Here is a 22,446-nt window from a genome sequence, read left to right on the forward strand (position 1 = left end):
TTAGTTTTTTATTATATTCATAATTGCTGCTTCAGTCTGAACTCCCACGGACTGCTTTACAGGCTGACCATTTTTGAAAAGTATTAAAGTAGGGATTGTCATAACTCTAAACTGCTGAGCCAGATCCGGCTGTTCATCTACATTGATTTTTCCTACTTTAACTTCAGACTGGTTGTCAGCAACTCTGTCCACAACAGGTGATAACATTCTGCAGGGACCGCACCAGCTAGCCCAGAAATCCACCAAAACAGGTTTCTCTGACTGAAGTACTTCCTGATCAAAATTTTCTTCTGTTATAGTTATAATACTCATAACGAATCCTCCTTATTTTTAATATTATTTTTTGTTTCTGATAAGATGATATCATATTAATCTGTATTAATCTGTGACCTGGTCACATTATTATAATTTTTTATTGTTATGAGCACTATTTTATCATTACAAATAAGATCATACACATTTGTTTTACGCTTTTATATTACGATTAGAGAATTAATTCATAGCCGATGGAGCCCGTGGGCGATAAAAGCCGCACGCACGGTGAGGAGTGGGGGAAAATCCGGCAATTACTGCAACAATAACTATTGCACTTGACAAGTAAACGATGGTTTACTATACTGAAATAGGTAAACTACCGTTTACAAAAGGAGGGGTAAAAAATGGCTGATACAAAGCGGAAAATTTTATTTTCAGCGTTGCGTTTATTCGCAGTCTATGGGTATGAGGCAGTTTCTGTAAGTCAGATTGCCGGGGAATTAGGAATTACGAAAGGTGCTTTATATAGGCATTACAAAAATAAAAGAGATATTTTTGAGAGTATTTTTAAGTATGTTTGTCAGTTAGATGTAGAACGCTCTCAAAATGCAGGTATACCTGAAAAAGAATTTTCTGAAATGCCGCACTCCTTTGGCGGAACTTCTTTAGAAAGTTTGAAAAAATATATGATATCACAATTTTACTATTGGAGCAAAGATGAAATTGCTTGTAATTTTCGTAAAATGTTGACTTTAGAACAGTATAAAACAGCAGAGATGAATGCTTTATATCAAAAAGTATTGGGGAGTGGTCCGCTTGAATTTATTGAAGATTTATTCCGAGAGATGCTGAAATACCGAGGATATTGTGAGGACGCAGCGAAACATATGGCAGTTGAATTTTATTCTCCTTTTTATCTCATGTTAAGTATATGCGATGCAACATCAAACCAGAATGAGAAAAAAATAATTGCTGATTTATATGTGGCATATGTAGAACAATTTATGCAGAAATATTCTTTTTTATCGTATTTAGAAATAGAAAGGAACAAAAATGAAACCAATTATTAACATTGCAAATTATGGATTCTCAAACCAATTTAGAATATTATCACAGGAATTTGAACATTTCGCGGCAGCACGTATTCTTTCGCAAGAAAAAAGATTCTATCGTGTTATTTCCGATAAAGGAGAGAAATTAGCGGAAGTTTCTGGTCGATTTCGCTACAATTCAAGTTCCTCTGCTGATTTTCCGGCAGTAGGGGATTTTGTTATGATAGATTGGAATGAGGTTGGAGACAATGCGATTATTCATCATGTATTACCGCGCAAGAGCTGTTTTGTTCGTAAGGCGGCCGGAGATATACAGCAGGAACAGGTAGTAGCATCAAATATTGATACCATATTCTTGTGTATGTCTCTCAATAATGATTACAATCTACGCCGTTTGGAACGATATATTTCTATTGCATGGGAAAGCGGTGCAACTCCTGTTGTTGTTCTGACAAAATCTGATTTGTGCGATACTTTAGATGAGAAAATTTTAGAAGTATCTTCCGTAGCGATTGGTGTGGATATTGTAGTCATATCTTCTGTTGAACAATCTGGATATCAAAAGCTTTTCCCTTTTCTTTCCAAAGGGAAAACAGTTGCCTTTATTGGTTCTTCAGGTGTGGGAAAATCTACATTGATTAACTGCTTGTTGGGAGAAGAACATTTAAGCACCAATGGACATCGTAATGATGACAGGGGACGGCATACCACAACACACCGGGAGCTGATTTTACTTCCCTCTGGCGGTATGGTAATTGATACACCAGGTATGCGTGAACTGGGTATATGGGATTCACAAATTGGAATTGATAAAACTTTTTCAGATATTGATAAAATTGCAGAAAAATGCCGTTTTCGAGATTGTACTCATTCCAAAGAGCCTGGCTGCGCTATTCAAGAAGCAATTGAGAATGGGCAGTTAAAAATGGAGCGTTGGCAGTCCTACCAAAAATTAAAAGCAGAAACAAGCTATGCCGACGATAAAGAAGGCTATCGAATCATAAAGGAAAGACGAGAAAAGGAAATCTCAAAACTGATTAAGAAATTACCAATAAAAAAATAAAAGCAGATATCATGTACACTAAGGCACAGCTGATAGATAAGGCAGTAAACAGGAAAGGTATCTCTGCCTTTGTGCCTTTCTATATTCAGCCAGAATATCAGAGAAAAGGTTAAGGAAAAATATTAATAGAGCAGTCTTTTGAAAATTGGGCGAGTTTTTTGCAGGAATTAACTTCTCCAAAAATGATATGTACTTTTATATTCTTTATCAATATTTGGCGCCATTTAGGTGCCAAAAGGGAAGAGACCGTAAATAACTAATCCTATAAGCCCGGTAATTATCATAATAAAAATAGGATTCCATTTATACCGGCGCAGCGCTGCAAGTGATACTAAAAATAAGACTACGGCAGCCCAGTCGGCGGAAGAAATTTGATTCCACTGGGAGGAGCCTGTAAAGGTCAGCAGGAGAATAGTAGCGGCCGCTGAAATAATCAGTCCTAATGAGGCGGCCTTTAACCCCTTTAAAACCTGGAAAACAGAGGCGGAGCCCATATGGCTGCAGAAAAATCGGTACATAAAAGCGGACAGAAGGACGCCGGAAACTACGCAGCCAAAGGTGGCCGCCAGGGCGCCGGGAATACCGGCAATTTGAAGGCCTACAAAAGTGGAGGTATTTACTGCCAAAGGCCCTGGAGTCATCTGGGAGATGGTGATAATATCAGTAAAGATTTTCTGGGAAACCCAGCCGTATTTGTCTACTACCTGTTCCTGAATTAAAGGAATAATGGCATATCCTCCTCCTATGCTGAACAGGCCAATATGAAAAAAAGCTGCCAGAAGCAGTAAAATCTGATGCATTATAAACCTCTCCTTTTTTCAAAATATACTTTTCCAAGACAAAGTAAGCAGCATACAATCAAAATTACAGCTACATTTATGTGGAGGAAAAAGCTGCCTAAAAAGGCGGCGGGAATCATAGCTGTAAGTAAAAGAGACTTTTCCCTCAGCACTACTTTCGTCATATCTGCAATTAAGTCTACAATTAAGGCGGAAACCCCTGCCTGCATACCTTTTAAAATTCCATTGACAACTGTATTTGCGGCAAAAACTGTGTACCACTGGGAAATTATTCCCAAAATAATAAGAGGAGGGAGAACTGCGGCGGAGCTGCTGATTAAAATGCCTGGAATACCGGCGGTTTTATATCCTGCTAATGCAGATAAATTAATGGCGATCGCGCCCGGAGTAGATTGTGCTACAGCCGCCATATCCATTAACTCATCCTCAGTAAAAAGCTTTTTTCTGGTGACAAAATATTTTTTAATCATAGGCACCACTACATACCCGCCGCCGAAGGTGAAGGCGCTGATAAACAGATTAACAGAAAACAGCCATATATATAAGCCGATTTTTTTTCTAAGCATAGTTTGTATCCTTTCATTTTTACTTGTGCCTCATTAGTATAGCTCTTGATGGCTGATGTGTAAAATGATATAATTTTATTATATTGATTAATTTTATTCATGTATTATAAGCCTAAGGAGAGAAAATGACGTTAAGAAACTTGGAAATCTTTCAGACAGTGGCAGATATGGGGAATTTCAGAAAGGCGGCGGAAAAGCTTTATATTACTCAGTCTGCTGTTTCTCATGCAGTGGGAGATTTAGAAAATGAGGCCGGGACAAAGCTGTTTGACAGATTGGGGAAAAGAATACAGATTACAAGAAGTGGTGAAAAGCTTTTAGAGGAAATTGCTCCTATTTTGGCAGCCTGCAGATCATTAGAATCCAGGCTGGGGCATTTAGAAAGTCAGGCTTCCATAAAAATTGTATCCAGCATTACAATCGCCTGTTTTCAGCTGCCTGATATTTTAAAAGACTTTTATGAATCTTGGCCTGATATTACAGTGATTACACAAGTGGTCAGCGCCCTGGCGGCTGTGAAAGAGTTAAAAGAGGGGAACGCCGATCTGGCACTAATAGAGGGCACGATGCCTGTTGGTCCCTTTGAAAGTATTATTTTAGGCAGTTATCATATGAAAGCTGTCTGCAGCCCGGAGTATTTAAAGGAAAAGAAACAATTAACGCCAAAAGAATTGTGCAGGGAACGGCTTTTATTTAGGGAGCCTGGAAGCGCTGTCAGGGACGTAACAGACAGCGCCCTATATTTAGCCGGCCTGAAAGCTTATCCCGCCTGGACAAGCGTGAATTCCTCCGCCTTAATAGCGGCGGCCAGAGCAGGGCTTGGAATTACAATTTTGCCGGATATGCTGGTGGAGGAGGATTTAAAAAAGGGCAGTTTCATTCATGTGGAGATTCCGGGAATGGACTTAAAAAATAATATGATTGCCTTGTGGCACAGGGAAAAGCATTTGTCTGATCCCCTAAAATCCTTTCTTTCTTTAGCAAAACTTAGATTTTAACAAAAGGGTCAGGCACTGAACCAGTTTGGGAGAATAAAATAGTACTATAATTTATTCAAAGAGAGGTTTTATATGGAAGATCAATCCTTTATAAAGAATGCAGATGTACCTGTCATTCCACTGCCGAACCCAGGGGAAGGCGGCCCGCTGCCTGACTTTAACTTCCCCAACATACCAGATGTATCCCCAGAGCCAGATATGGATGCATTTCCAGTGATTCCACTTCCTAATCCGGGAGAGGGAGGTCCGCTGCCTACATTTCCTAATAACAATAATAACAGCAGCAATAACAATAATAATAACAGCGGAAACAGCGGGAATAATAATCTGGGAGGAATTTTAGGAACCATTATTACTACCTTCCCAAGACCGATTATTCCTTGCTTTTTCTGCAATACTACCCAATATGGAACAGTGAGATTTCTCAATGCTGCAGCCGGATATAATCCATTTTTGGTGTATATTAACAACCAGCTGGTAGTAAATTCTCTGGATAATGCAGAGGTCAGCCAGTATGGAAGAGTGTCGGCAGGCTCGCAGACTGTTACAGTCACAGGGCAGAACGGATATGTATATATTCAGAAGCAGATTACTGTCCGCTCCGGAGGCGCGTTAACTGTAGCCATTATTAACAGACCAGGTGGATTAGACCTGCAGGAGATTACTGATAACAGCTGTAACAGCAATAATAACACAGGCTGTTTCAGAGTATGCAACCTGTCTGTAACAAACCAGAATATTAATGCCAGCTTAAACGGAGGCCTTGTTACCTTTAGAAGCGTATCCTACAGAGAGGTTACAGGCTTTAGATTCCTGAGCCCAGGTTCTTACTTAATTCAGGTATCCAACAATCCTTCTGTGGGAGGAATGCCATTAGTTAGCTCCAGCGTATATATTCGTCCAAATACAGCATACACACTTTATGTCTTTAACTGGAACACATCTCAGGACGCTATCAGAACCTTAGTAGTAGAAGACAGATCATAAATAATATAACAAATTTATATTTTTCACTGCCTGACACAGGCAAAAAGCTGCAGAAGCCAGATCTTTTTAAGACTGGCTGCCGCAGCTTTTTAATCGTCCATGTATTTTACTTGTACTGTACCGCCGTTTTTCCTGCATAGAAAAAAGTGACTTTTTTTAAAGACAGTGATATGATAATAAGCAGGACAAATATAACTAGATAAGCAGTGACTAGAAGAGAGTACAGGGGGTTAATAATGAAAGAGAATGGATTTCAGCTGTATGCTGTAGAAAAGGGCTGTGGACAGCCCATGGTATTTCTTCATGGAAATGGGGAGGACAGCACTTATTTTGACAGCCAGATAAAGTTCTTTTCCAAAAGATACTGGACAATTGCAGTAGATACAAGAGGACACGGAAAAACAGAAAGAGGGCAGGCTCCTTTTAATTTAATACAGTTTGCAGAAGATTTAAAACAATTTTTGGACAGCAGGCAGCTGAAGCATATAATTTTATTAGGGTTCAGCGACGGAGGAAATATTGCCCTTATTTTTACTTTAAAATATCCGGAATATGTAGACAGGCTTATTTTAAACGGAGCCAACCTTTACCCTTCCGGAATGAAGCTAAATGCAAGCATTCCTATTTTTAAGGAATATTTAAAAACCCTGACGGGAAAGGATAAAGAGACGACTAAGGACAAGAGGCAGCTGTTAGAGCTGATGGTAAAAGAACCTCATATTAAGCCGGAGCATTTAAAGAGAATTCAGATTCCTGTATTAGTGATTGCAGGCACCAGAGATATGATTAAGAAAAGCCACACAAAGAAAATCTTTGACAATCTGCCTAACGGGTATCTTTGCATAGTAGAGGGAACTCATTTTATAGCAAAGGAAAATCCAGATAAATTTAACCGTTACGTACTGAAGTTTTTAGAGGGCTCAGGAAAGAAAAAAAGCCAGACAGAGCAGATTCCAGGCTGGAGGCAGAAAATGCTAAGCCGCAAGCCGGAATGGACGGAAAAATATTTGTACAGGGAGGCGGCCGTATTAGTTCCTATGGTGCAAAAGGACGGGGAGTGGCAGGTGCTGTTTCAGGTACGCTCTAAAAGCTTAAAAGATCAGCCGGGAGATATTTGTTTTCCGGGAGGCTCCATAAAAGATTTGGAGACGCCTTTGGAGGCGGCTGCCAGGGAGACTGTGGAGGAGCTTTTAATAAGGGAAGAACAGATTGAAATTACAGGTACAGGCGATATTGTAACCACGCCGGCAGGGAGAATGGTCCATTCCTTTTTGGCGGAATTAAAGGATTATAATAACACATTTTCCCCGGACGAGGTGGAGGAGGTATTTTACGTGCCTCTGTCCTGGTTTATGGAGCATGAGCCTAAGGGATATATGGCGGCAGTGGATACAAGGCCGGAGGAAAATGATTTTCCATGGGATCAGGTTTCTCAGGGGAAAAATCACCTGTGGGGCAGCGGGAAGTATGAAATCTTTTTTTATAACTACCAGGGCCGGGTGATCTGGGGGATAACGGCCAAAATTATGAAAACATGGGTGGCTCTGTTAAGGGAGCCATATGAGACCAGGGACTCCAGGGAATAAAAACTTGTTTTTTTCTATTTCTGGTTATATAATGAAAAAAAGTTAAAGTTTATATAATCACAGAGATGATAAATATAAGGAGGACAGAATTATGAATGAAACAATCAAAAATTTACTGGCGAGAAGAAGTATCCGCAAGTTTAAGCCAGAGCAGATTAAAGAGGAAGAACTGAGTTTAATCCTGGAGGCAGGAAAGTATGCGGCTTCAGGCAAGAATATGCAGCCTACCCGTATGGTAGTTATTCAGAACAGAGAGATTCTTAATAAACTGTCTGACATGAATAAGGAATTTCTGGGCAGACCGGAGATGAAGGACGCATTTTTCGGCGCTCCTACAGTGATCTTAGTGCTGGCGGACAAGGCTTCCCCAAACTATCTCTATGACGGAAGCTTAGTAATGGGAAATTTAATGACGGCCGCTACATCTTTGGGAATCGGTTCCTGCTGGATCAACAGAGCAAAACAGGAGTTTGAAACTGAATATGGAAAGTCTCTTCTGAGGGAGTGGGGAATTGAAGGTGATTACGAGGGAATCGGCCACTGTATTCTGGGATATATAGACGGCGAACTTCCAAAGGCAGCTCCTAGAAAAGAAGATTTTGTTACATATGTAAGATAGTAAATGAGGAAAGGAGCTTTACAGAAAACAGAATTTCTGTTTTTTTGCAAAGTTCCTTTTTCTGGTGTTATACCTTTAGAAAAGCGGGGATAAATTATGGGATCAATTTACGGCGTCTACGCGGCGGCAGCTCTTTTTGCGGCATCTCCGGCTTTGCCGGCAGGGCCGGGAGATATGATAGACCAAAGCCAGACTGAGACATATGAAAGTCAGGTTTTAGACACACTGCTCCAGGAAGCTACTTTTGACGCGGAAAAATTTAAGCTTCCAAATGAAGCTAAGGTGCTTGTGGTAGTAGAGGGGACAACCGGCACGGAGTGCAATGTTTATGCATATGAAAAAGTGGGAGACAGCTGGAAAAACAGATTATCAGGAAAAGGATATCTGGGACAAAACGGCATGAGCAACCACAGAGTTATGGGAGATAAAACTACGCCTATCGGTGTATTTCAAATGAATACTCCCTTTGGCCAGAAACCGGCCCTGGAGGGATTTCCAAAGAATTATATACAAGTAGACACTTCTTATGTGTGGTCTGATCAAACAAACAGCCTTTGCCAGGATCTTTCTCAGGAAGGGGAGAGAGTAGGCAGCGCTGGGTATGCAGGATACTATGATTACGTCATTGACGCTGGCTTTAATAAAAACGCCGTGGAGAAAAAAGGGTCGGCTTTATTTCTTCACTGTGAAGGCGAATTTAAGGCCTGGACCTCAGGCTGCGTGGCAATAGAAAAGGAAAAAATGATAGAGATTATGAGGCTGTACGGCACATATGGAGACGGCAGCTGCTACATTGCCCAGGCTCCGGCCGGAACCTTTGATTTCATATATGACTCTTATGGCGCTAACAATGGATTATCGCCGGATGGAGATTTCTAAAAACTGGTTTTTAAATTTTAAGTTAATCGTTGACTATACTTTAAAGAATCATTATAATTCTAAATAAAGTTAAATATTGTTAGTATTGTCAGGAGACAGGAAATAAAAAGTTTTATTGCAAGCGGGGACACATATGAGAAAAGAAAAAATTTTTGCTCTTACTTTTGCTGCGGCAATTTCTTTAAGCTTGACTATGCCTGTATTAGCAGGAGAGTGGGAAAAGGAGGAGCAGGGAAGTGTAACCTGGAGATATAAGGGGGACGACGGTTCTTACCTTAAAAATGAATGGCTGGAAACAGACGGCAAATGGTACTATTTAGATGAAAATGGGATCATGGTCACAGGCAGTTACATTGTAAACGGGAAAGAAGAACAGTTTGGGACAGACGGAGTTTGGATTGATACTTCTAAAGCTCAGGAAGCTTCTAATGCAGATAACAGTCTGATGAATTATGGACCGGGAATCAGCCGCTGGGGAAGAGATGACAGGGGCTGGTATTATCAAAATTTTGACGGCAGCAGGGTACAGAATACCTGGGAGGAAATCTGGGGTGTTTGGTATTATTTTAACGGCGAAGGTTATATGATGGAAAACGCCTGGATTGACACAAACGGGAAAAGATACCGGGTTGGCGAGGACGGAGCTATGCTGACAAGCCAGACCATTACAGTAGACGGAATCCAATATGATCTGGGGGAGGACGGCTCAGTGCCTGTTCCTGCAAAAACAGAGGAGGAGCTTCAGGCAGAAGCTGTGGCCGCCGGTATTATTGCTTCTATTACAAACAACAATATGAGCAAGCCGCAAAAGGCCTCTGCTATTTATCAGTACGTCAGGGCAAACACCAGTTATACATACGGCGGCCTCAGACCGGAAAGCGGGGATGCGGCTGCAGCCCTTTATGGATTCCGCCGCCATTCCGGCAACTGCTTTGAATATTACGCTATGTCCAAATATCTTTTAGAGGCGGCAGGTATGCCGAATGTGCGGGTTACAAGAGCCTCAGACGGCGATCATTTTTGGAATCTGGTGAATGTAGACGGAACGTGGTATCACTTTGACGCTACCCCCCGCAGAACAGGAGGAACATGGTGTCTTGTTACTACCGGGCATCTGAGAAACTCCTGGGGAGTGCACAACTATGATGTAGCCGCCTATCCTGCAACGCCATGACAGCTATGAAACACAAAATAAAAAAACGGATAACCAGGCTGATCCCGGCAGCTTTGTTTCTATTTGCTTTATGGATTTCCCAAAGGATTTTGCTTCCCAAATATCAGGGCACGGTAATTGAGGGAAATTTTACAGAGGAGTATTACAGAGAGCCGGTGGACCATGATCTGCTGATTATTGGAAATTGTGAATCGTATGAAAACATTTCTACTATGGAATTGTGGAAAAAATACGGCATCACCAGTTACATCAGAGGCAATGCCAATCAGCTGGTATCTCAGTCCTACTATCTTTTTATGGAAGCGCTGGAGAGAGAAACGCCAAAGGCGGTTTTGTTTAATGTGCAGGCCATGGCGGTAGAGGGACAAGATACAGAAGAATATAACAGAATGGTTTTTGACGGAATGAAATGGGGCAGATACAAATGGAATGGCATTCAGGCCTCGGCCATGGAAGATGAGAATATAATAGATTACCTTTTCCCTATTTTCCGGTATCATTCCCGCTGGAGCAGCCTGACAGAAGAAGATTTTACATATGCATTTAAGGAAAAGCCTTTAACATCCTTTAACGGATATTATCTGCGGGCTGATATTCGTCCTGCAGGAGAATTTCCGGCAGAGCGGAGAAGAGGAGATTACACCTTTCCGGAAACGAATTATCAATATTTGGATAAGATTCGGGAAGCGTGTGAGGAAAGAGGCATCAGCCTGATTCTTATGAAAGCCCCCAGCCTGTATCCGGAGTGGCCGGAGCCTTATGAAGAACAAATTCTTCAGTACGCTGCAGAATATAATCTGTCCTACTACAACTTTTTAAAGCTGATGGATGATGCGGGCCTGGATATGGCTGTAGATACATATGATGAGGGACTTCATTTAAATGTATACGGGGCAGAGAAAGTGGCGGATTATCTGGGAGCAGATCTAGTTGAAAAGTTTGGACTGAAGGACCGGAGAAATGAGGCGGAAACTGCCCTTTGGTTTAACCGGCGGCTGACAGCTTATGAGGAAGAAAAGGAACGTCAGGCAGAAGAATTTAAGACATTAGGGTATATTCGCAGATTTACAGAGGAAGAGGAGAATATAACTCCATAATATATAATAAAAAGAAACACAAGGAGATAAAGCAAATGAGAAAAATTGCAACAATAGGGGAGGCGGTAATAGCAACATTGGCAGTATCCATATGCGCATGGGGAGCAGAAAAGAAAACTGCATATACATTTACCTCCGGGGAAGTGCAGATGGCTGTAGGAGAGCAGGCAAAGCCGGTGCTTGATCAGTTAGGTAAAGAGAAGGAAGTGAAAACCCTGACTAACTGTGCGAACGGAGGCAAGGATAAGGTTTACGTGTATGAGAATTTTGATATCTACACCACTCAAAATGAGAAGAAAGACACGATTATCCAGACTATTGTTCTCACAAGCGCTCAGGCGGCAACCGAGGAGGGATTAAAGCTGGGACAAAAACCGGCGGATGTAAAAAAGGCTTATCCTGATGCTGTGGAGGAATTTGGCCTGTATACAGTTTCTTTGGAAAACTCCAGAATTGTGATTGACTGCGGAATGAAAAATGACAAGGTAGTAGATATTTCTTATGAGTATGTGGAAAGTAAAAAGTAATGTCTGGAAGCAAAAGGGAGTTGTCATAGGCAGCTGCCCTTTTGTTGTTTTACGGGAAAAATATTCCTATGAAACTGACAGATTAAGGCACAGGAGGAGTCCATGAGGGAACTGGAGTACCCTTTTGACGGGGGAGAACTGCTGAAGAAAAAAAGGCAGCTGAGAAAAATATTGTTGGGAGAGCCGGCTGCACGGATAAAAAAGAAAATTGCAGTGCTGGGCGGTTCTACCACCCATGATATTGTAAAGATGCTGGAACTGTTTTTGCTGAATCAGGGGATTTGTCCGGAATTTTACGAATCAGAGTACAACCGCTATTATGAAGACGCAGTGTTTCCAAATGAAAAGCTGGCTGCATTTGGGCCGGATATTGTATATATTCACACCACCTTCAGAAATATTACAGAGGGTATGTTTCCAAAGGTAACAGACTCAGAGAAAGCAATAGAAGAAAAACTTTCCCAGACATATTATCATTTCCAGCAGGCCTGGGAGGGACTGAGAAAACAGTACCACTGCCTGATTATCCAGAATAATTTTGAAAAACTGCCATACAGATTGCTGGGCAATATGGATATTTGGGATCAAAGGGGCAGGGGATGGTTTTTGGAGCAGCTGAACCTAAGGTTTAGTCAATATGCCCAGGAGCACGAGGACTTTTTGATTCAGGATATTGGATGGTTGGCAGCAGAATATGGGCTGAGTAAATGGAGTGATCCTGTATATTGGAACATGTATAAATACAGCCCGGCAGTGCCTGCTATTCCGGAACTGGCTTTTAATTTGTCAAATATTATAAAGGCTGTATACGGAAAAAGTAAGAAAGCTATGGCCCTGGATTTAGACAATACTTTGTGGGGCGGAGTTGTAGGGGACGACGGACCGGAAAATATTGAGATCGGCCAGGAGACAGGCATGGCCCAGATTTATCTGGAGTTTCAGAACTATTTAAAAGAACATCAGGAGAGAGGCGTTCTTTTAACAGTAAACTCTAAAAATGAGGAGAGCAATGCTTTGGCAGGGCTAAAGAGACCTGACAGCGCTTTAAAGCCAGAGGATTTTGCAGCCATAAGGGCCAACTGGGAGCCAAAGGACAAGAATTTGAGACAGCTTGCAGGGGAGCTGAATCTGGGCCTTGACGCCTTTGTATTTGTAGATGATAATCCGGCGGAAAGATACCGGGTGTCAGTTCAGATCCCGGAGGTCTCTGTTCCTGAAATGACAGAGGGACAAGAGCCAGAGCCGGAAAAATATATAAGGATTTTGGACCGTTCCGGATTTTTTGAGCCGATACAGCTGTCGGGAGATGATTTAAAAAGAAATAGCATGTATCAGGCAAACACCAGGAGAAAGCAGTTAGAGACAGCCTGTGAGAATTATGAGGACTACCTGCATTCTTTGGAGATGAAGGGAGAGATCGGGCCGTTTTCCCCTGTTTATATGCAGAGAATTGCCCAGCTGACAAATAAATCTAATCAATTTAATTTAACTACAAAACGGTTTGACCAGGCAGAGCTGGAGTCTTGCGTGGCAGATGGAAATTATCTTACCCTGTACGGAAAACTGACAGACAAATTTGGGGACAATGGAGTAGTTTCAGTTGTAATGGGAAAACAGGAAAAGGATGTGCTTCATCTGGAGCTTTGGCTGATGTCCTGCCGGGTATTAAAAAGGGATATGGAAAAGGCTATGCTGGACCAGACGGTGATGGAGGCCAAAAGGCGGAATATTGACTGGTTAATAGGATATTATTATCCTACGGCCAAAAATGAGATGGTCCGTTATTTTTATCAGGATATGGGCTTTTTGCTGGTGAAAGAAGAGGCGGACGGCTCGTCAGTGTGGAAGCTGAATACAAAGAGCTACAAAAAGCAGAATCGTGTAATTGCAGTGAATAAATGTGATTAAGGAGAAAGTGAAATGACAAGGGAAGAAGTGTTTGAAAAGTTAAATGAAGTGTTCCAGGATGTATTTGACGATTCCTCTATCCAGGTAAAGGATAAGACAACGGCGGCAGATATTGAGGATTGGGACAGCCTAGAGCATATTAATCTGATTGTAGCTGTGGAGGCTATGTTTCAAATTAAATTTGGAATGGGCCAAGTTACAAAGATGAAAAATGTAGGGGAGATGGCTGATATCATTCTGGAGAAATTAGGTTAAGAGACATGACATTTGTATCATATGAGTTTTTTATATTTGCAGGAGGGATTTGGCTCCTTTATAGCGTCTCGTCAAAAATATTTTCTCATTCAGTCAGGCTGAAGCCCGGATTATTGTTCTTAGCCAGCGCCGGGTTTTTGTGGATTTGCGGCGGCTGGCTAAGCCTGATTTTTTACGGGCTTACAGCAGGGCTTGTATGGGCAGGCGGATTGGAAATTGAGAGGCGAAGAGATAAGAAAAAGCAGGGAACCGGACATATTTTCGGGGCTGTACTTGCGCTTTTACTGTGTATGCTGGCAGTATTCCGGTATATAAATTTTCCAGGTTATACTGTGGAAGAAATCAGCTGGCTTACAGGAGGGGACTGGCAGTGGACGCCTATTGAAATAGCCGCGCCTATAGCCATATCCTTTTACACCCTGACTCTTCTGGGATATTTAATAGACGTATATTGGGGAAGCTTAAAGGCGGAAAAAAATATTTTCCGACTGATGCTGTTTGGAGGTTTCTTTCCCCAGATGTCAGTAGGCCCGGTGGCCCGGTATGACAGGCTTTCTCCCACTCTTTTTGGGGAGCCGGGGATTACACGGTCCGATATACAGGAAGGTTGCTTGACGATTGTCTGGGGCTTGTTTAAAAAGCTGGTGATTTCTGAACGGCTGGCTGTTATTGTAAATACAGTATATGGAGATATGGAAACCTACAGCGGAAGCTTTCTGGTAATAGGGGCGGTCTGCTTTGCATTTCAGCTTTATACAGACTTTGGAGGGGCTGTGGACATTGCCACAGGTACGGCCAGACTTTTTGGGGTTAGGCTGGAGCTTAATTTTAACCAGCCCTTTTATTCCAGGTCAGTGGCAGAATTCTGGAGAAGATGGCACATAACCTTAGGCGGATGGTTTAAGGATTATGTAATGTACCCTCTGTTAAAAAGCAGGCTGTTTCAGAAAATGGGAAGCTGGGGAAAAAAGCGTTTTGGAAAGAAGCAGGGGAAAAAGGTGCCTGTTATTGCAGGACTTTTTACGGTTTGGTTTTTGCTGGGGCTTTGGCATGGAGGAAAGTGGACCTTTATTATTGGCTCTGGTTTGTATCATGCCCTCCTTATGAGCCTTGCTGTGGCGGCGGAGCCGGCGGTTAAAAGGTTTTATGAAAAAACAAAAATATCTGTAGATCATCCGATTTGGGTAATGTTTCAAAGAGTGAGAACATTTATATTGGTGGCCGTGGGATTCGTCTTTTTCCGCTCTGATTCTCTGGCCATGGCTTTTAATATTTTTTCAGGAATGTTTTCCGGCAATACCGGTCTGTTTACCAAGGAAGGATTTCTTTCTATGGGGCTTTCAGCAGCCGACATCATGGTTTTGGCTGTTTCTATGATTATTTTATGGTGGGATTCCTTTAGAAAGGAACATAGGGAGGAAGAATGCAGGCAGGCTGATGAAAAAAACTGGAAAACAGCGGTAAGTCTATTGTTGGCCTTTGTTGTTTTAATTTTAGGCTGTTATGGAAGAGGATATGATCCGGCGGCCTTTATTTACGCTCAGTTTTAGATTATAAAGGCCAGGATTTTGTACAGAAACGTTACATAACCTGCTTTTATAATAGTCATTCCTATTGAATAGTTGACAAATAAAGAAACCATTGCTATTATTGAATGAAACACATAGGAAACAGGAGAATTTGAATGGAAAGAATTGTTTTATCTTTATTAGTAGACAATACAGCAGGTGTGCTTGCCAGGGTTTCCGGGCTGTTCAGCCGAAGGGGATATAACATTGAAAGTTTGACTGTAGGTACCACTGCAGATGAAAGATATTCCAGAATGACCGTGGTTTCCTTTGGAGACCAGAAGATTCTGGAGCAGATTAAGAATCAGCTGGAAAAGCTGGAGGACGTAAGGGATATTAAGGAATTAAGAGGAAAAAGCTCTGTATACAGAGAGCTGATTTTGATTAAGGTGAAGGCCAATGCCAACGAGAGACAGGCAGTGTCGGCTATCGCCAATATTTTCCGGGCTTCCATTGTAGACGTGGGAAAGGAATCCCTGACTGTTATGCTGACAGGAGATCAGTCTAAGCTGGATGCTTTGATTAATCTTATGGAGGATTATGAGATTCTGGAGTTAGCCAGAACAGGCGTAACAGGTTTATCCAGAGGCGCGGAGGATATCCGCTATTTACCGTAAGCTAGAGAAGGCTGCCAAAGGCGGACAGAGAGTCGTCGGTGGATTTTCTTTAACAAATATATTTTATGGAATAATAGAAGTTGAGGAGGAAATATCATGGCAAAGATTTATTATCAGGAAGACTGCAATCTGTCCATGCTGGATGGAAAAACCATCGCAGTAATCGGTTACGGCAGCCAGGGACATGCGCAGGCGTTAAATGCAAAGGAATCAGGATGTCACGTAATTATCGGCCTTTATGAGGGAAGCAGATCATGGGCAAAGGCAGAGGCTGCAGGATTTGAAGTATACACAGCGGCAGAGGCTGCAAAAAGAGCTGACATTATTATGATTCTGATTAATGACGAGAAGCAGGCTAAGATGTACAAGGAGTCTGTAGAGCCAAATCTGACAGAGGGCAAGATGATTATGTTCTCCCACGGATTTGCAATCCACTTTGGACAGATTGTTCCGCCAAAGAATGTAGACGTTACTATGATTGCTCCAAAGGGACCTGGCCACACAGTAAGAAGCCAGTACCAGGAGGGCAAAGGCGTTCCTTGTCTGATTGCAGTACATCAGGATGCTACAGGAAAGGCTCACGATTTAGCATTAGCTTATGCTTTGGCAATCGGCGGAGCAAGAGCAGGAGTGCTTCAGACCACATTCCGTGAAGAGACGGAGACAGACCTTTTCGGCGAGCAGGCAGTGCTTTGCGGCGGCGTTTGCGCTTTAATGAAAGCAGGCTTTGAGACTTTAGTGGAAGCTGGATATGAGCCGGAAAGCGCATATTTTGAGTGTATCCATGAGATGAAGCTGATTGTAGACCTGATCTTTGAAAGCGGTTTTGCAGGAATGAGATATTCTATTTCCAACACTGCTGAGTACGGAGATTACATTACAGGTCCTAAGGTTGTTACAGACGAGACTAAGAAAGCAATGAAGCAGATTCTGAGAGATATCCAGGACGGCACATTTGCAAAAGACTGGCTGACAGAGAATTCTGTAAATTGTCCTCACTTCCTGGCAATGAGAAAGAGGGAGGCCGGACATCAGCTGGAGAAGACAGGAGCTGAGCTTAGAAAGCTGTACAGCTGGAACGACGGAAATAAACTGATTGACAACTAAAATAAATAAGTACATAAAAAAGGCCGGGGCTAACAGATAATTAGTCCCGGCCTTTTTCACTAATTTTTAATAATAGCCTGCTCCTGAATAAAGTTTAAAAACAATCCTAAGGTGGAGGATAAAGGGAAATTGCTGTAGGCAAAGCCAATCGTTCTGTATTGAATTTCCGCCTCCAGGGGAATTTCCACTAATTCTTTTCTGTCCAGCTCGTCCTGAACAAATTCTTTAATAACACAGCCTACGCCCATGCCGATTTTGGCAAATTCTATTAGCAGATCCATAGTAGTTACTTCTAAAACCTGATTAGGCACCATGTTGTGCTGGGCCATGTAGTCGTCAATGTGGCGCCTTGTTAAGTTATTTCGGTCCAGAAGCATAATATTTGCAGTTTGGAATAAATCGGCCTCATCTCCCTCCCTCAGATGAAGATTATCCAGATAGCTTTGAGTGGAGACAAAGATATCGTGAATATTCTGGATGGGAGTAAAGGTCAGGCTTTTTTTATTTTCAGGCTCCGCCACAACTCCAATATCTATCTGCTGATGCTCCAGCATAGATAAGGTGTGAGCAGTAGCCTGGCTTTCAATGGTAATTTTAACATGAGGGTATTTATCAATAAACGCCTTTAAATAAGGCAGGAGAATATACCTGCATAAGGTGGTGCTGACGCCGATGCGCAGCTGACCGATATTAAAATCCCGAATCCGCTTCAGCTCTTTTTCTCCCCGGTCTAAAAACTCAAAAGCAGCCTTTGTGTGGGTGAAAAGTAGCTCCCCTTCTTCTGTAAGGTGGACTCCTCTGGAATTTCTTGTAAATAAAGTAACCTCCAGATTGTCCTCCAGCTTGCTGATGGCCTTGCTGATGGCTGGCTGGCTGATATAAAGTTCTTTGGCCGCTCTGGAAATATTGCCTGTTTTGGCTACCTCATAAAAAATCTTATATTGAGAAAGATGTTGTTCCATATGAACTCCTATATATAACTGTTTTTTATATTATCCATATCTAACATGTATTGTCATTATACCAAACTGTATGATAAAATGTAAAGCAGGAATTCAAAATTTAAACGGACACGAAAGATAATCAGAGATTAAAATAAATGTGTCAAGGAGGACTGACCATGGGAATGACAATGACCCAAAAGATTCTGGCAGCTCATGCAGGGCTTTCAGAGGTAAAAGCAGGACAGCTGATTGAAGCTGACTTGGATTTGGTGCTTGGAAATGATATTACTTCTCCAGTGGCTATTAATGAGATGAAGAAAATGAAAGAGCAGGCAGTATTTAACAAAGATAAAATTGCTCTTGTAATGGACCATTTTATTCCAAATAAGGATATTAAGTCAGCAGAAAACTGTAAATGCTGCAGAGATTTTGCCTGTAGACATGAGATTACCAATTATTTTGACGTAGGGGAAATGGGAATTGAACATGCCCTTCTGCCGGAAAAAGGACTTGTAGTTGCAGGGGATGCAGTAATAGGAGCAGATTCCCACACATGTACATACGGGGCCTTAGGAGCATTTTCCACAGGAGTGGGAAGTACAGATATGGCTGCCGGAATGGTGACAGGCAAGGCCTGGTTTAAAGTACCTTCCGCCATTCAGTTTGTGCTGACAGGAAAGCCGGGAAAATGGGTTAGCGGAAAAGATGTAATCCTTCATATTATCGGCATGATTGGAGTAGACGGAGCTCTTTATAAATCCATGGAATTTACCGGGGACGGCATAAAAAATCTGACTATGGACGACCGTTTTACTATTTGCAATATGGCCATTGAGGCAGGAGGCAAAAACGGCATTTTCCCTGTAGATGATGTGGCTATAGAATATATGAAAGAGCACTCTAAGAGACAATTTACTGTATATGAGGCAGACCTGGATGCAGAGTATGAGAAGGTTTATACGATTGACCTGTCTCAGTTAAAGCCTACTGTGGCTTTCCCACATCTGCCTGAAAACACAAAAACCATTGACCAGGTAGGAGATATTAAAATTGATCAGGTAGTAATCGGTTCCTGCACCAACGGACGCATGGACGATATGAGAGCCGCCGCTTCAGTGTTAAAGGGCAGAAAGGTGGCAAAGGGCGTGCGCTGTATTGTAATTCCTGCTACCCAGGCAATTTATCTTCAGTCCATGAGAGAAGGGCTGCTGGAAATCTTTATTGAGGCAGGAGCTGTTGTAAGTACTCCTACATGCGGACCATGTTTAGGCGGATATATGGGAATTTTAGCGGCAGGAGAGCGCTGCGTTTCCACTACAAACAGAAACTTTGTGGGCCGTATGGGCCATGTGGATTCAGAAATATATCTGGCAGGGCCGGCAGTTGCAGCTGCAAGCGCAGTGACAGGTAAAATTTCATGTCCATGTGAACTGGATAACTAGGAGGTAAAACCATGAAAGCTATTGGCAGCGTTTTTAAATATGGAGATAATGTAGATACAGACGTAATTATTCCAGCCAGATACTTAAATGCCACAGACGGAAAAGAATTGGCAAAGCACTGTATGGAAGATATTGATAAAGAATTTATTCACAAGGTGCAGAAGGGGGACATTATTGTGGCCAATAAAAACTTTGGCTGCGGTTCCTCCAGAGAACATGCGCCTTTGGCGATAAAGTGCGCCGGAGTCAGCTGTGTAATCGCAGAAACATTTGCCAGAATTTTCTACCGCAATGCAATTAATATTGGCCTTCCTATTATTGAATGTGAGGAAGCGGCTAAGGCTATTGAGGCGGGAGATCAGGTGGAAATTGATTTTGACAGCGGAATTATTACAAATAAGACAAAAAATCAGCAGTACCAGGGCCAGGCCTTCCCGCCCTTTATGCAGAAAATTATTACTGCAGGCGGGCTTGTAAACTACATTAACGAAAAATAGACATATGTACCTTTGAGCAGAGGAGGAGAATGTTGCAAAAAATGCAATGTTCTCCTTCTTTGCTTGTATAAATAAAAAGGACAGATTATAATAGAAAAAAACATTTATAGAAAAATCATCCGGGGAGAGAAAAATGGAAAGACAAGGAACAATAGAAGAGATTTCCGACGGCAAGCTGTACGGAGGGAATGATATGGTAAAAGCAGACTGCCATGATTGCGCCGGCTGCTGTGAATGCTGTAAAGGTATGGGGATTTCTATTCAGCTGGACCCGCTGGATATACATCGGATTTCAAGTTATGAGGGAAAAGGCTTTGAAAAGCTTTTAGAGGAGAGCGTGCAGCTGAATTTAGTATCAGGCTTGATTCTCCCTAATATGAAAATGGACGGGCAAAAGGAGGCCTGTTATTATTTAGACAGCAAAGGGCGCTGCAGGATTCACAAGGCAAGGCCTGGAATCTGCCGTCTGTTTCCCTTGGGGAGATACTATGAAAACAGAGAATTTCATTATTTTCTTCAGGTAAATCAATGTAAAAATGAAAACAGGTCTAAAATTAAGGTAAAGAAGTGGATAGACACGCCGGAGCTGAAAAAGTATGAGGATTTTACAGTAAAATGGCATTTTTTTATAAAAGATATTCAGGAGTATTTAGTGAAATCAGGAGACAAAGCTTTGGCAAAGGAAATGGGCATGTATATTTTAACTAATTTTTATATGAAGCCTTTTTCTGAGGCCCAGGATTTTTATGGAGAGTTTGAAAACCGGCTGCTTGAGGCAAATCATTATGTACAGGAAAAAATACAGAGTTTATCTGTACAATCTAATACTGCAGGTGTATAATAAAACACAGGATCTGAAAAAGGTCAGATAAAAATAAAATAAAAAGTCTTTGTGGCAAGGTGAAAGTCCTTACCGATGGTATAGTCCATGACCTGCTTTTGGCAGCTGATTTGGTGAAATTCCAAAACCGACGGTGATAGTCCGGATGAGAAAAGACATATTCCAGAAAAGAGCGCTGCAAAGCCAGGCCGCCTGTACAGACAGGCAGCAGGTTTTACGGCGCTCCCTTTTTGTATGCAGGGATATTTGCCTATGACGGACAGGAGGAAAAAATGAAAGCAACATGGAGCACAAAAAATCTGGCATTAACAGGAATTATGGGAGGACTGGCGGCAGTTCTTATGTTTTTCCGTTTTCCCCTCCCCTTTATGCCTCCTTTTATGGATTTTGATTTTGCCGGTTTAGTGGAAATCATTGGAGGATTTGCCTTAGGACCTATAGCGGCAGTTTTTATTGTTGTTGTAAAGGTGCTGGTAAAGCTAGTGTTAATGGGCACCAACTCTGCCTTTACAGGGGAAATTCAAAATATTATTTTAAGTCTGGCTTATGTGCTGCCTGCAGTGTGGATTTATGACAGAAAAAAGACTAAGAAGACAGCCGTTGAAGGTATGGCCGTGGGAACGGCAGTCTGCGCCGTTGTAGCTATATTTACTAATCTTTATATGATTATTCCTTTCTATGTTAAGCTTTTTGGAATGACTATGGAAGATATCATAGCTATGTGTCAGGCTGTAAATCCGGCGATTAACGGACCACTTACATTTGCTCTTTTTGGGGTAATGCCTTTTAATATTATTAAAAACGGAGCAGTTTCTATTGTTACATATTTTGCCTACAAAAAAATCAGCGTTCATATTAAACACTTTGTCAGCAGATAGGAGGAAAATAATATGCAGGAAAGGCCAAATCAGGAAATCAGTGTAAAAGAGGGGGAGGAGAGAATGTTTCGCCTGCTGGGAACTCATAAAATTATGGCTTTAGCTTCCAGCGTTCAGGATTATGTTATGGTGAGAAATGTCAGCTGTTTATTTTATGACGGAAAAATTTATTTTAAAACTGACAAAAATTTCAGAAAGACACAACAGCTTTTTCAAAACCCTAATGTAGCTTTGTGCTGGAATGGAGTTCAGGTGGAAGGAACCGCGGAAAATAAGGGACTTGTTATTGACGAGCCGGGGAGAAAATTTGAAAAGCTTTATGAAAAATATTTGAAAAATAGTTATAATAAATACAGCCATGAGGATACAGAGATTTTAATAGAAGTGACGCCGGGATTTGCGGAGCTTTGGGATACAGATGAAAATGGAGATGCTTACCAGGTGTTTGTAGACTTTAGAAAAGGCAGCGCAGAAGTGGTTTCCTATGATTAATTAATAAAATTTTGCCAAAATATTTTCTATGAAACAACACATACTACACATGTAGACAAAAAGGCGGTGTAAAAAGCCTGTGTTTAGAAAATATTTTGGAGGTGACAGGAAATGAGCCCAAAAGAATTATCTTATATTGAGGATGCCCTGGGACATGAAAAGTTTTTAAAAACTCAGTGTCAGGAGGCTGCCCAGAATCTGCAAGATCCAGATTTAAAGGCATACGCCCAGCAGTTAGCCCAAAAACATCAGCAGATATTTACAAATTTGTATAATCTTGTGTAAGGAGGAAGG

Annotated in this window: 25 protein-coding genes and 1 riboswitch; of the genes, 21 read left to right on the top strand and 4 right to left on the bottom strand. The window is 41.7% G+C overall.

All coding sequences use genetic code 11. The features are described 5' to 3' along the window. On the bottom strand, positions 1-312 hold the full coding sequence (gene trxA, locus C1A07_RS15020) for a thioredoxin (RefSeq protein ID WP_101877819.1): 312 nt from the start codon (positions 310-312) through the stop codon (positions 1-3). A gap of 347 nt (positions 313-659) precedes the next feature. Between trxA and C1A07_RS15025 the strand changes: the two genes are divergently transcribed. Together C1A07_RS15025 and rsgA are read left to right on the top strand one after the other, a co-directional pair. Further along, a complete protein-coding gene (locus C1A07_RS15025) occupies positions 660-1,325 on the top strand; it encodes a TetR/AcrR family transcriptional regulator (RefSeq protein WP_101877820.1) in 666 nt (221 codons plus the stop codon). Then, positions 1,309-2,370 (top strand): ribosome small subunit-dependent GTPase A, encoded by a 1,062-nt coding sequence (gene rsgA / locus C1A07_RS15030; RefSeq protein ID WP_101877821.1) that lies wholly within the window; start codon positions 1,309-1,311, stop codon positions 2,368-2,370. The genes C1A07_RS15025 and rsgA overlap by 17 nt, the downstream gene beginning before the upstream one ends. Before the next feature lie 224 nt (positions 2,371-2,594). On the opposite strand, the gene C1A07_RS15035 is transcribed toward rsgA, so the two are convergent. Next, positions 2,595-3,170 (bottom strand): chromate transporter, encoded by a 576-nt coding sequence (locus tag C1A07_RS15035; RefSeq protein ID WP_101877822.1) that lies wholly within the window; start codon positions 3,168-3,170, stop codon positions 2,595-2,597. Continuing rightward, the gene (locus tag C1A07_RS15040; protein ID WP_101877823.1) at positions 3,170-3,736 is read right to left on the bottom strand and encodes a chromate transporter; all 567 of its coding nucleotides are present in this window, start codon (positions 3,734-3,736) and stop codon (positions 3,170-3,172) included. Before C1A07_RS15040 ends, C1A07_RS15035 begins: the two co-directional genes overlap by 1 nt. 125 nt (positions 3,737-3,861) lie before the next feature. On the opposite strand from C1A07_RS15040, the gene C1A07_RS15045 reads away from it, so the two are divergent. The 13 genes from C1A07_RS15045 to ilvC all read left to right on the top strand — a co-directional run bounded on the left by C1A07_RS15045 (position 3,862) and on the right by ilvC (position 17,058). Continuing rightward, complete coding sequence (locus C1A07_RS15045) at positions 3,862-4,734, top strand: LysR family transcriptional regulator (protein WP_101877824.1); 873 nt, start codon at positions 3,862-3,864, stop codon at positions 4,732-4,734. Positions 4,735-4,806: 72 nt separating this feature from the next. Next, entirely contained in the window at positions 4,807-5,721 is a 915-nt protein-coding gene (locus tag C1A07_RS15050) for a DUF4397 domain-containing protein (RefSeq protein WP_101877825.1), read from the top strand. 236 nt (positions 5,722-5,957) lie between these two features. Continuing rightward, the gene (locus C1A07_RS15055) at positions 5,958-7,307 is read left to right on the top strand and encodes an alpha/beta fold hydrolase (RefSeq protein WP_101877826.1); all 1,350 of its coding nucleotides are present in this window, start codon (positions 5,958-5,960) and stop codon (positions 7,305-7,307) included. Positions 7,308-7,398: 91 nt separating this feature from the next. Beyond that, a complete protein-coding gene (locus C1A07_RS15060; protein ID WP_101877827.1) occupies positions 7,399-7,926 on the top strand; it encodes a nitroreductase in 528 nt (175 codons plus the stop codon). A 96-nt stretch (positions 7,927-8,022) separates the two neighbouring features. Next, positions 8,023-8,805: a L,D-transpeptidase family protein gene (locus C1A07_RS15065; RefSeq protein ID WP_101877828.1), complete on the top strand. Its 783-nt coding sequence runs from the start codon at positions 8,023-8,025 to the stop codon at positions 8,803-8,805. Positions 8,806-8,938: 133 nt separating this feature from the next. Then, a complete protein-coding gene (locus C1A07_RS15070; RefSeq protein ID WP_101877829.1) occupies positions 8,939-9,979 on the top strand; it encodes a transglutaminase-like domain-containing protein in 1,041 nt (346 codons plus the stop codon). Between the two features lie 5 nt (positions 9,980-9,984). Further along, on the top strand, positions 9,985-11,076 hold the full coding sequence (locus tag C1A07_RS15075) for an SGNH/GDSL hydrolase family protein (RefSeq protein WP_242972332.1): 1,092 nt from the start codon (positions 9,985-9,987) through the stop codon (positions 11,074-11,076). Between the two features lie 35 nt (positions 11,077-11,111). Further along, positions 11,112-11,603 (top strand): hypothetical protein, encoded by a 492-nt coding sequence (locus tag C1A07_RS15080; RefSeq protein ID WP_101877831.1) that lies wholly within the window; start codon positions 11,112-11,114, stop codon positions 11,601-11,603. A gap of 102 nt (positions 11,604-11,705) precedes the next feature. Next, on the top strand, positions 11,706-13,511 hold the full coding sequence (locus C1A07_RS15085; RefSeq protein ID WP_101877832.1) for an HAD-IIIC family phosphatase: 1,806 nt from the start codon (positions 11,706-11,708) through the stop codon (positions 13,509-13,511). Positions 13,512-13,523: 12 nt separating this feature from the next. Continuing rightward, the gene (locus C1A07_RS15090) at positions 13,524-13,766 is read left to right on the top strand and encodes an acyl carrier protein (protein WP_101877833.1); all 243 of its coding nucleotides are present in this window, start codon (positions 13,524-13,526) and stop codon (positions 13,764-13,766) included. A gap of 5 nt (positions 13,767-13,771) precedes the next feature. Beyond that, positions 13,772-15,316 (top strand): MBOAT family O-acyltransferase, encoded by a 1,545-nt coding sequence (locus C1A07_RS15095; RefSeq protein WP_101877834.1) that lies wholly within the window; start codon positions 13,772-13,774, stop codon positions 15,314-15,316. Positions 15,317-15,450: 134 nt separating this feature from the next. Then, positions 15,451-15,951 carry an acetolactate synthase small subunit gene (ilvN, locus tag C1A07_RS15100; protein WP_101877835.1) on the top strand — a complete coding sequence of 167 codons (501 nt, stop codon included), beginning with the start codon at positions 15,451-15,453 and terminating at the stop codon, positions 15,949-15,951. 96 nt (positions 15,952-16,047) lie between these two features. Continuing rightward, entirely contained in the window at positions 16,048-17,058 is a 1,011-nt protein-coding gene (gene ilvC, locus C1A07_RS15105; RefSeq protein ID WP_101877836.1) for a ketol-acid reductoisomerase, read from the top strand. A gap of 59 nt (positions 17,059-17,117) precedes the next feature. Here the strand turns inward: ilvC and C1A07_RS15110 are convergent, their stop codons facing one another. Next, entirely contained in the window at positions 17,118-18,020 is a 903-nt protein-coding gene (locus C1A07_RS15110) for a LysR family transcriptional regulator (protein ID WP_101877837.1), read from the bottom strand. A gap of 158 nt (positions 18,021-18,178) precedes the next feature. Here C1A07_RS15110 and leuC point away from each other — a divergent pair, with 158 nt between their 5' ends. The 6 genes from leuC (at position 18,179) to C1A07_RS16255 (ending at position 22,437) form a co-directional block, all read left to right on the top strand. Continuing rightward, positions 18,179-19,444, top strand: coding sequence for a 3-isopropylmalate dehydratase large subunit (gene leuC, locus C1A07_RS15115; RefSeq protein WP_101877838.1), 1,266 nt, complete (start codon positions 18,179-18,181; stop codon positions 19,442-19,444). Between the two features lie 11 nt (positions 19,445-19,455). Further along, positions 19,456-19,941: a 3-isopropylmalate dehydratase small subunit gene (gene leuD, locus C1A07_RS15120; RefSeq protein WP_101877839.1), complete on the top strand. Its 486-nt coding sequence runs from the start codon at positions 19,456-19,458 to the stop codon at positions 19,939-19,941. Between the two features lie 133 nt (positions 19,942-20,074). Beyond that, positions 20,075-20,782, top strand: coding sequence for a YkgJ family cysteine cluster protein (locus tag C1A07_RS15125; protein WP_101877840.1), 708 nt, complete (start codon positions 20,075-20,077; stop codon positions 20,780-20,782). A 41-nt stretch (positions 20,783-20,823) separates the two neighbouring features. After that, positions 20,824-20,943: riboswitch (FMN riboswitch) on the top strand. A 111-nt stretch (positions 20,944-21,054) separates the two neighbouring features. Then, positions 21,055-21,660, top strand: coding sequence for an ECF transporter S component (locus C1A07_RS15130; protein WP_101878167.1), 606 nt, complete (start codon positions 21,055-21,057; stop codon positions 21,658-21,660). 12 nt (positions 21,661-21,672) lie between these two features. Further along, a complete protein-coding gene (locus C1A07_RS15135; protein WP_101877841.1) occupies positions 21,673-22,152 on the top strand; it encodes a pyridoxamine 5'-phosphate oxidase family protein in 480 nt (159 codons plus the stop codon). A 111-nt stretch (positions 22,153-22,263) separates the two neighbouring features. After that, positions 22,264-22,437, top strand: a complete 174-nt coding sequence (locus tag C1A07_RS16255; RefSeq protein WP_180952275.1) for a hypothetical protein — start codon at positions 22,264-22,266, stop codon at positions 22,435-22,437. Positions 22,438-22,446: the final 9 nt, after the last annotated feature.

The sequence above is a fragment of the Lachnoclostridium edouardi genome (assembly GCF_900240245.1).
Classification (GTDB): Bacteria; Bacillota; Clostridia; order Lachnospirales; family Lachnospiraceae; genus Lachnoclostridium_A; species Lachnoclostridium_A edouardi.

Excerpts from the sequence above, each read along its gene's own strand:
- trxA (WP_101877819.1), bottom strand. The coding sequence starts at position 312 with ATGAGTATTATAACTATAACAGAAGAAAATTTTGATCAGGAAGTACTT.
- C1A07_RS15025 (WP_101877820.1), top strand. The coding sequence starts at position 660 with ATGGCTGATACAAAGCGGAAAATTTTATTTTCAGCGTTGCGTTTATTC.
- rsgA (WP_101877821.1), top strand. The coding sequence starts at position 1,309 with ATGAAACCAATTATTAACATTGCAAATTATGGATTCTCAAACCAATTT.
- C1A07_RS15035 (WP_101877822.1), bottom strand. The coding sequence starts at position 3,170 with ATGCATCAGATTTTACTGCTTCTGGCAGCTTTTTTTCATATTGGCCTG.
- C1A07_RS15040 (WP_101877823.1), bottom strand. The coding sequence starts at position 3,736 with ATGCTTAGAAAAAAAATCGGCTTATATATATGGCTGTTTTCTGTTAAT.
- C1A07_RS15045 (WP_101877824.1), top strand. The coding sequence starts at position 3,862 with ATGACGTTAAGAAACTTGGAAATCTTTCAGACAGTGGCAGATATGGGG.
- C1A07_RS15050 (WP_101877825.1), top strand. The coding sequence starts at position 4,807 with ATGGAAGATCAATCCTTTATAAAGAATGCAGATGTACCTGTCATTCCA.
- C1A07_RS15055 (WP_101877826.1), top strand. The coding sequence starts at position 5,958 with ATGAAAGAGAATGGATTTCAGCTGTATGCTGTAGAAAAGGGCTGTGGA.
- C1A07_RS15060 (WP_101877827.1), top strand. The coding sequence starts at position 7,399 with ATGAATGAAACAATCAAAAATTTACTGGCGAGAAGAAGTATCCGCAAG.
- C1A07_RS15065 (WP_101877828.1), top strand. The coding sequence starts at position 8,023 with ATGGGATCAATTTACGGCGTCTACGCGGCGGCAGCTCTTTTTGCGGCA.
- C1A07_RS15070 (WP_101877829.1), top strand. The coding sequence starts at position 8,939 with ATGAGAAAAGAAAAAATTTTTGCTCTTACTTTTGCTGCGGCAATTTCT.
- C1A07_RS15075 (WP_242972332.1), top strand. The coding sequence starts at position 9,985 with ATGAAACACAAAATAAAAAAACGGATAACCAGGCTGATCCCGGCAGCT.
- C1A07_RS15080 (WP_101877831.1), top strand. The coding sequence starts at position 11,112 with ATGAGAAAAATTGCAACAATAGGGGAGGCGGTAATAGCAACATTGGCA.
- C1A07_RS15085 (WP_101877832.1), top strand. The coding sequence starts at position 11,706 with ATGAGGGAACTGGAGTACCCTTTTGACGGGGGAGAACTGCTGAAGAAA.
- C1A07_RS15090 (WP_101877833.1), top strand. The coding sequence starts at position 13,524 with ATGACAAGGGAAGAAGTGTTTGAAAAGTTAAATGAAGTGTTCCAGGAT.
- C1A07_RS15095 (WP_101877834.1), top strand. The coding sequence starts at position 13,772 with ATGACATTTGTATCATATGAGTTTTTTATATTTGCAGGAGGGATTTGG.
- ilvN (WP_101877835.1), top strand. The coding sequence starts at position 15,451 with ATGGAAAGAATTGTTTTATCTTTATTAGTAGACAATACAGCAGGTGTG.
- ilvC (WP_101877836.1), top strand. The coding sequence starts at position 16,048 with ATGGCAAAGATTTATTATCAGGAAGACTGCAATCTGTCCATGCTGGAT.
- C1A07_RS15110 (WP_101877837.1), bottom strand. The coding sequence starts at position 18,020 with ATGGAACAACATCTTTCTCAATATAAGATTTTTTATGAGGTAGCCAAA.
- leuC (WP_101877838.1), top strand. The coding sequence starts at position 18,179 with ATGGGAATGACAATGACCCAAAAGATTCTGGCAGCTCATGCAGGGCTT.
- leuD (WP_101877839.1), top strand. The coding sequence starts at position 19,456 with ATGAAAGCTATTGGCAGCGTTTTTAAATATGGAGATAATGTAGATACA.
- C1A07_RS15125 (WP_101877840.1), top strand. The coding sequence starts at position 20,075 with ATGGAAAGACAAGGAACAATAGAAGAGATTTCCGACGGCAAGCTGTAC.
- C1A07_RS15130 (WP_101878167.1), top strand. The coding sequence starts at position 21,055 with ATGAAAGCAACATGGAGCACAAAAAATCTGGCATTAACAGGAATTATG.
- C1A07_RS15135 (WP_101877841.1), top strand. The coding sequence starts at position 21,673 with ATGCAGGAAAGGCCAAATCAGGAAATCAGTGTAAAAGAGGGGGAGGAG.
- C1A07_RS16255 (WP_180952275.1), top strand. The coding sequence starts at position 22,264 with ATGAGCCCAAAAGAATTATCTTATATTGAGGATGCCCTGGGACATGAA.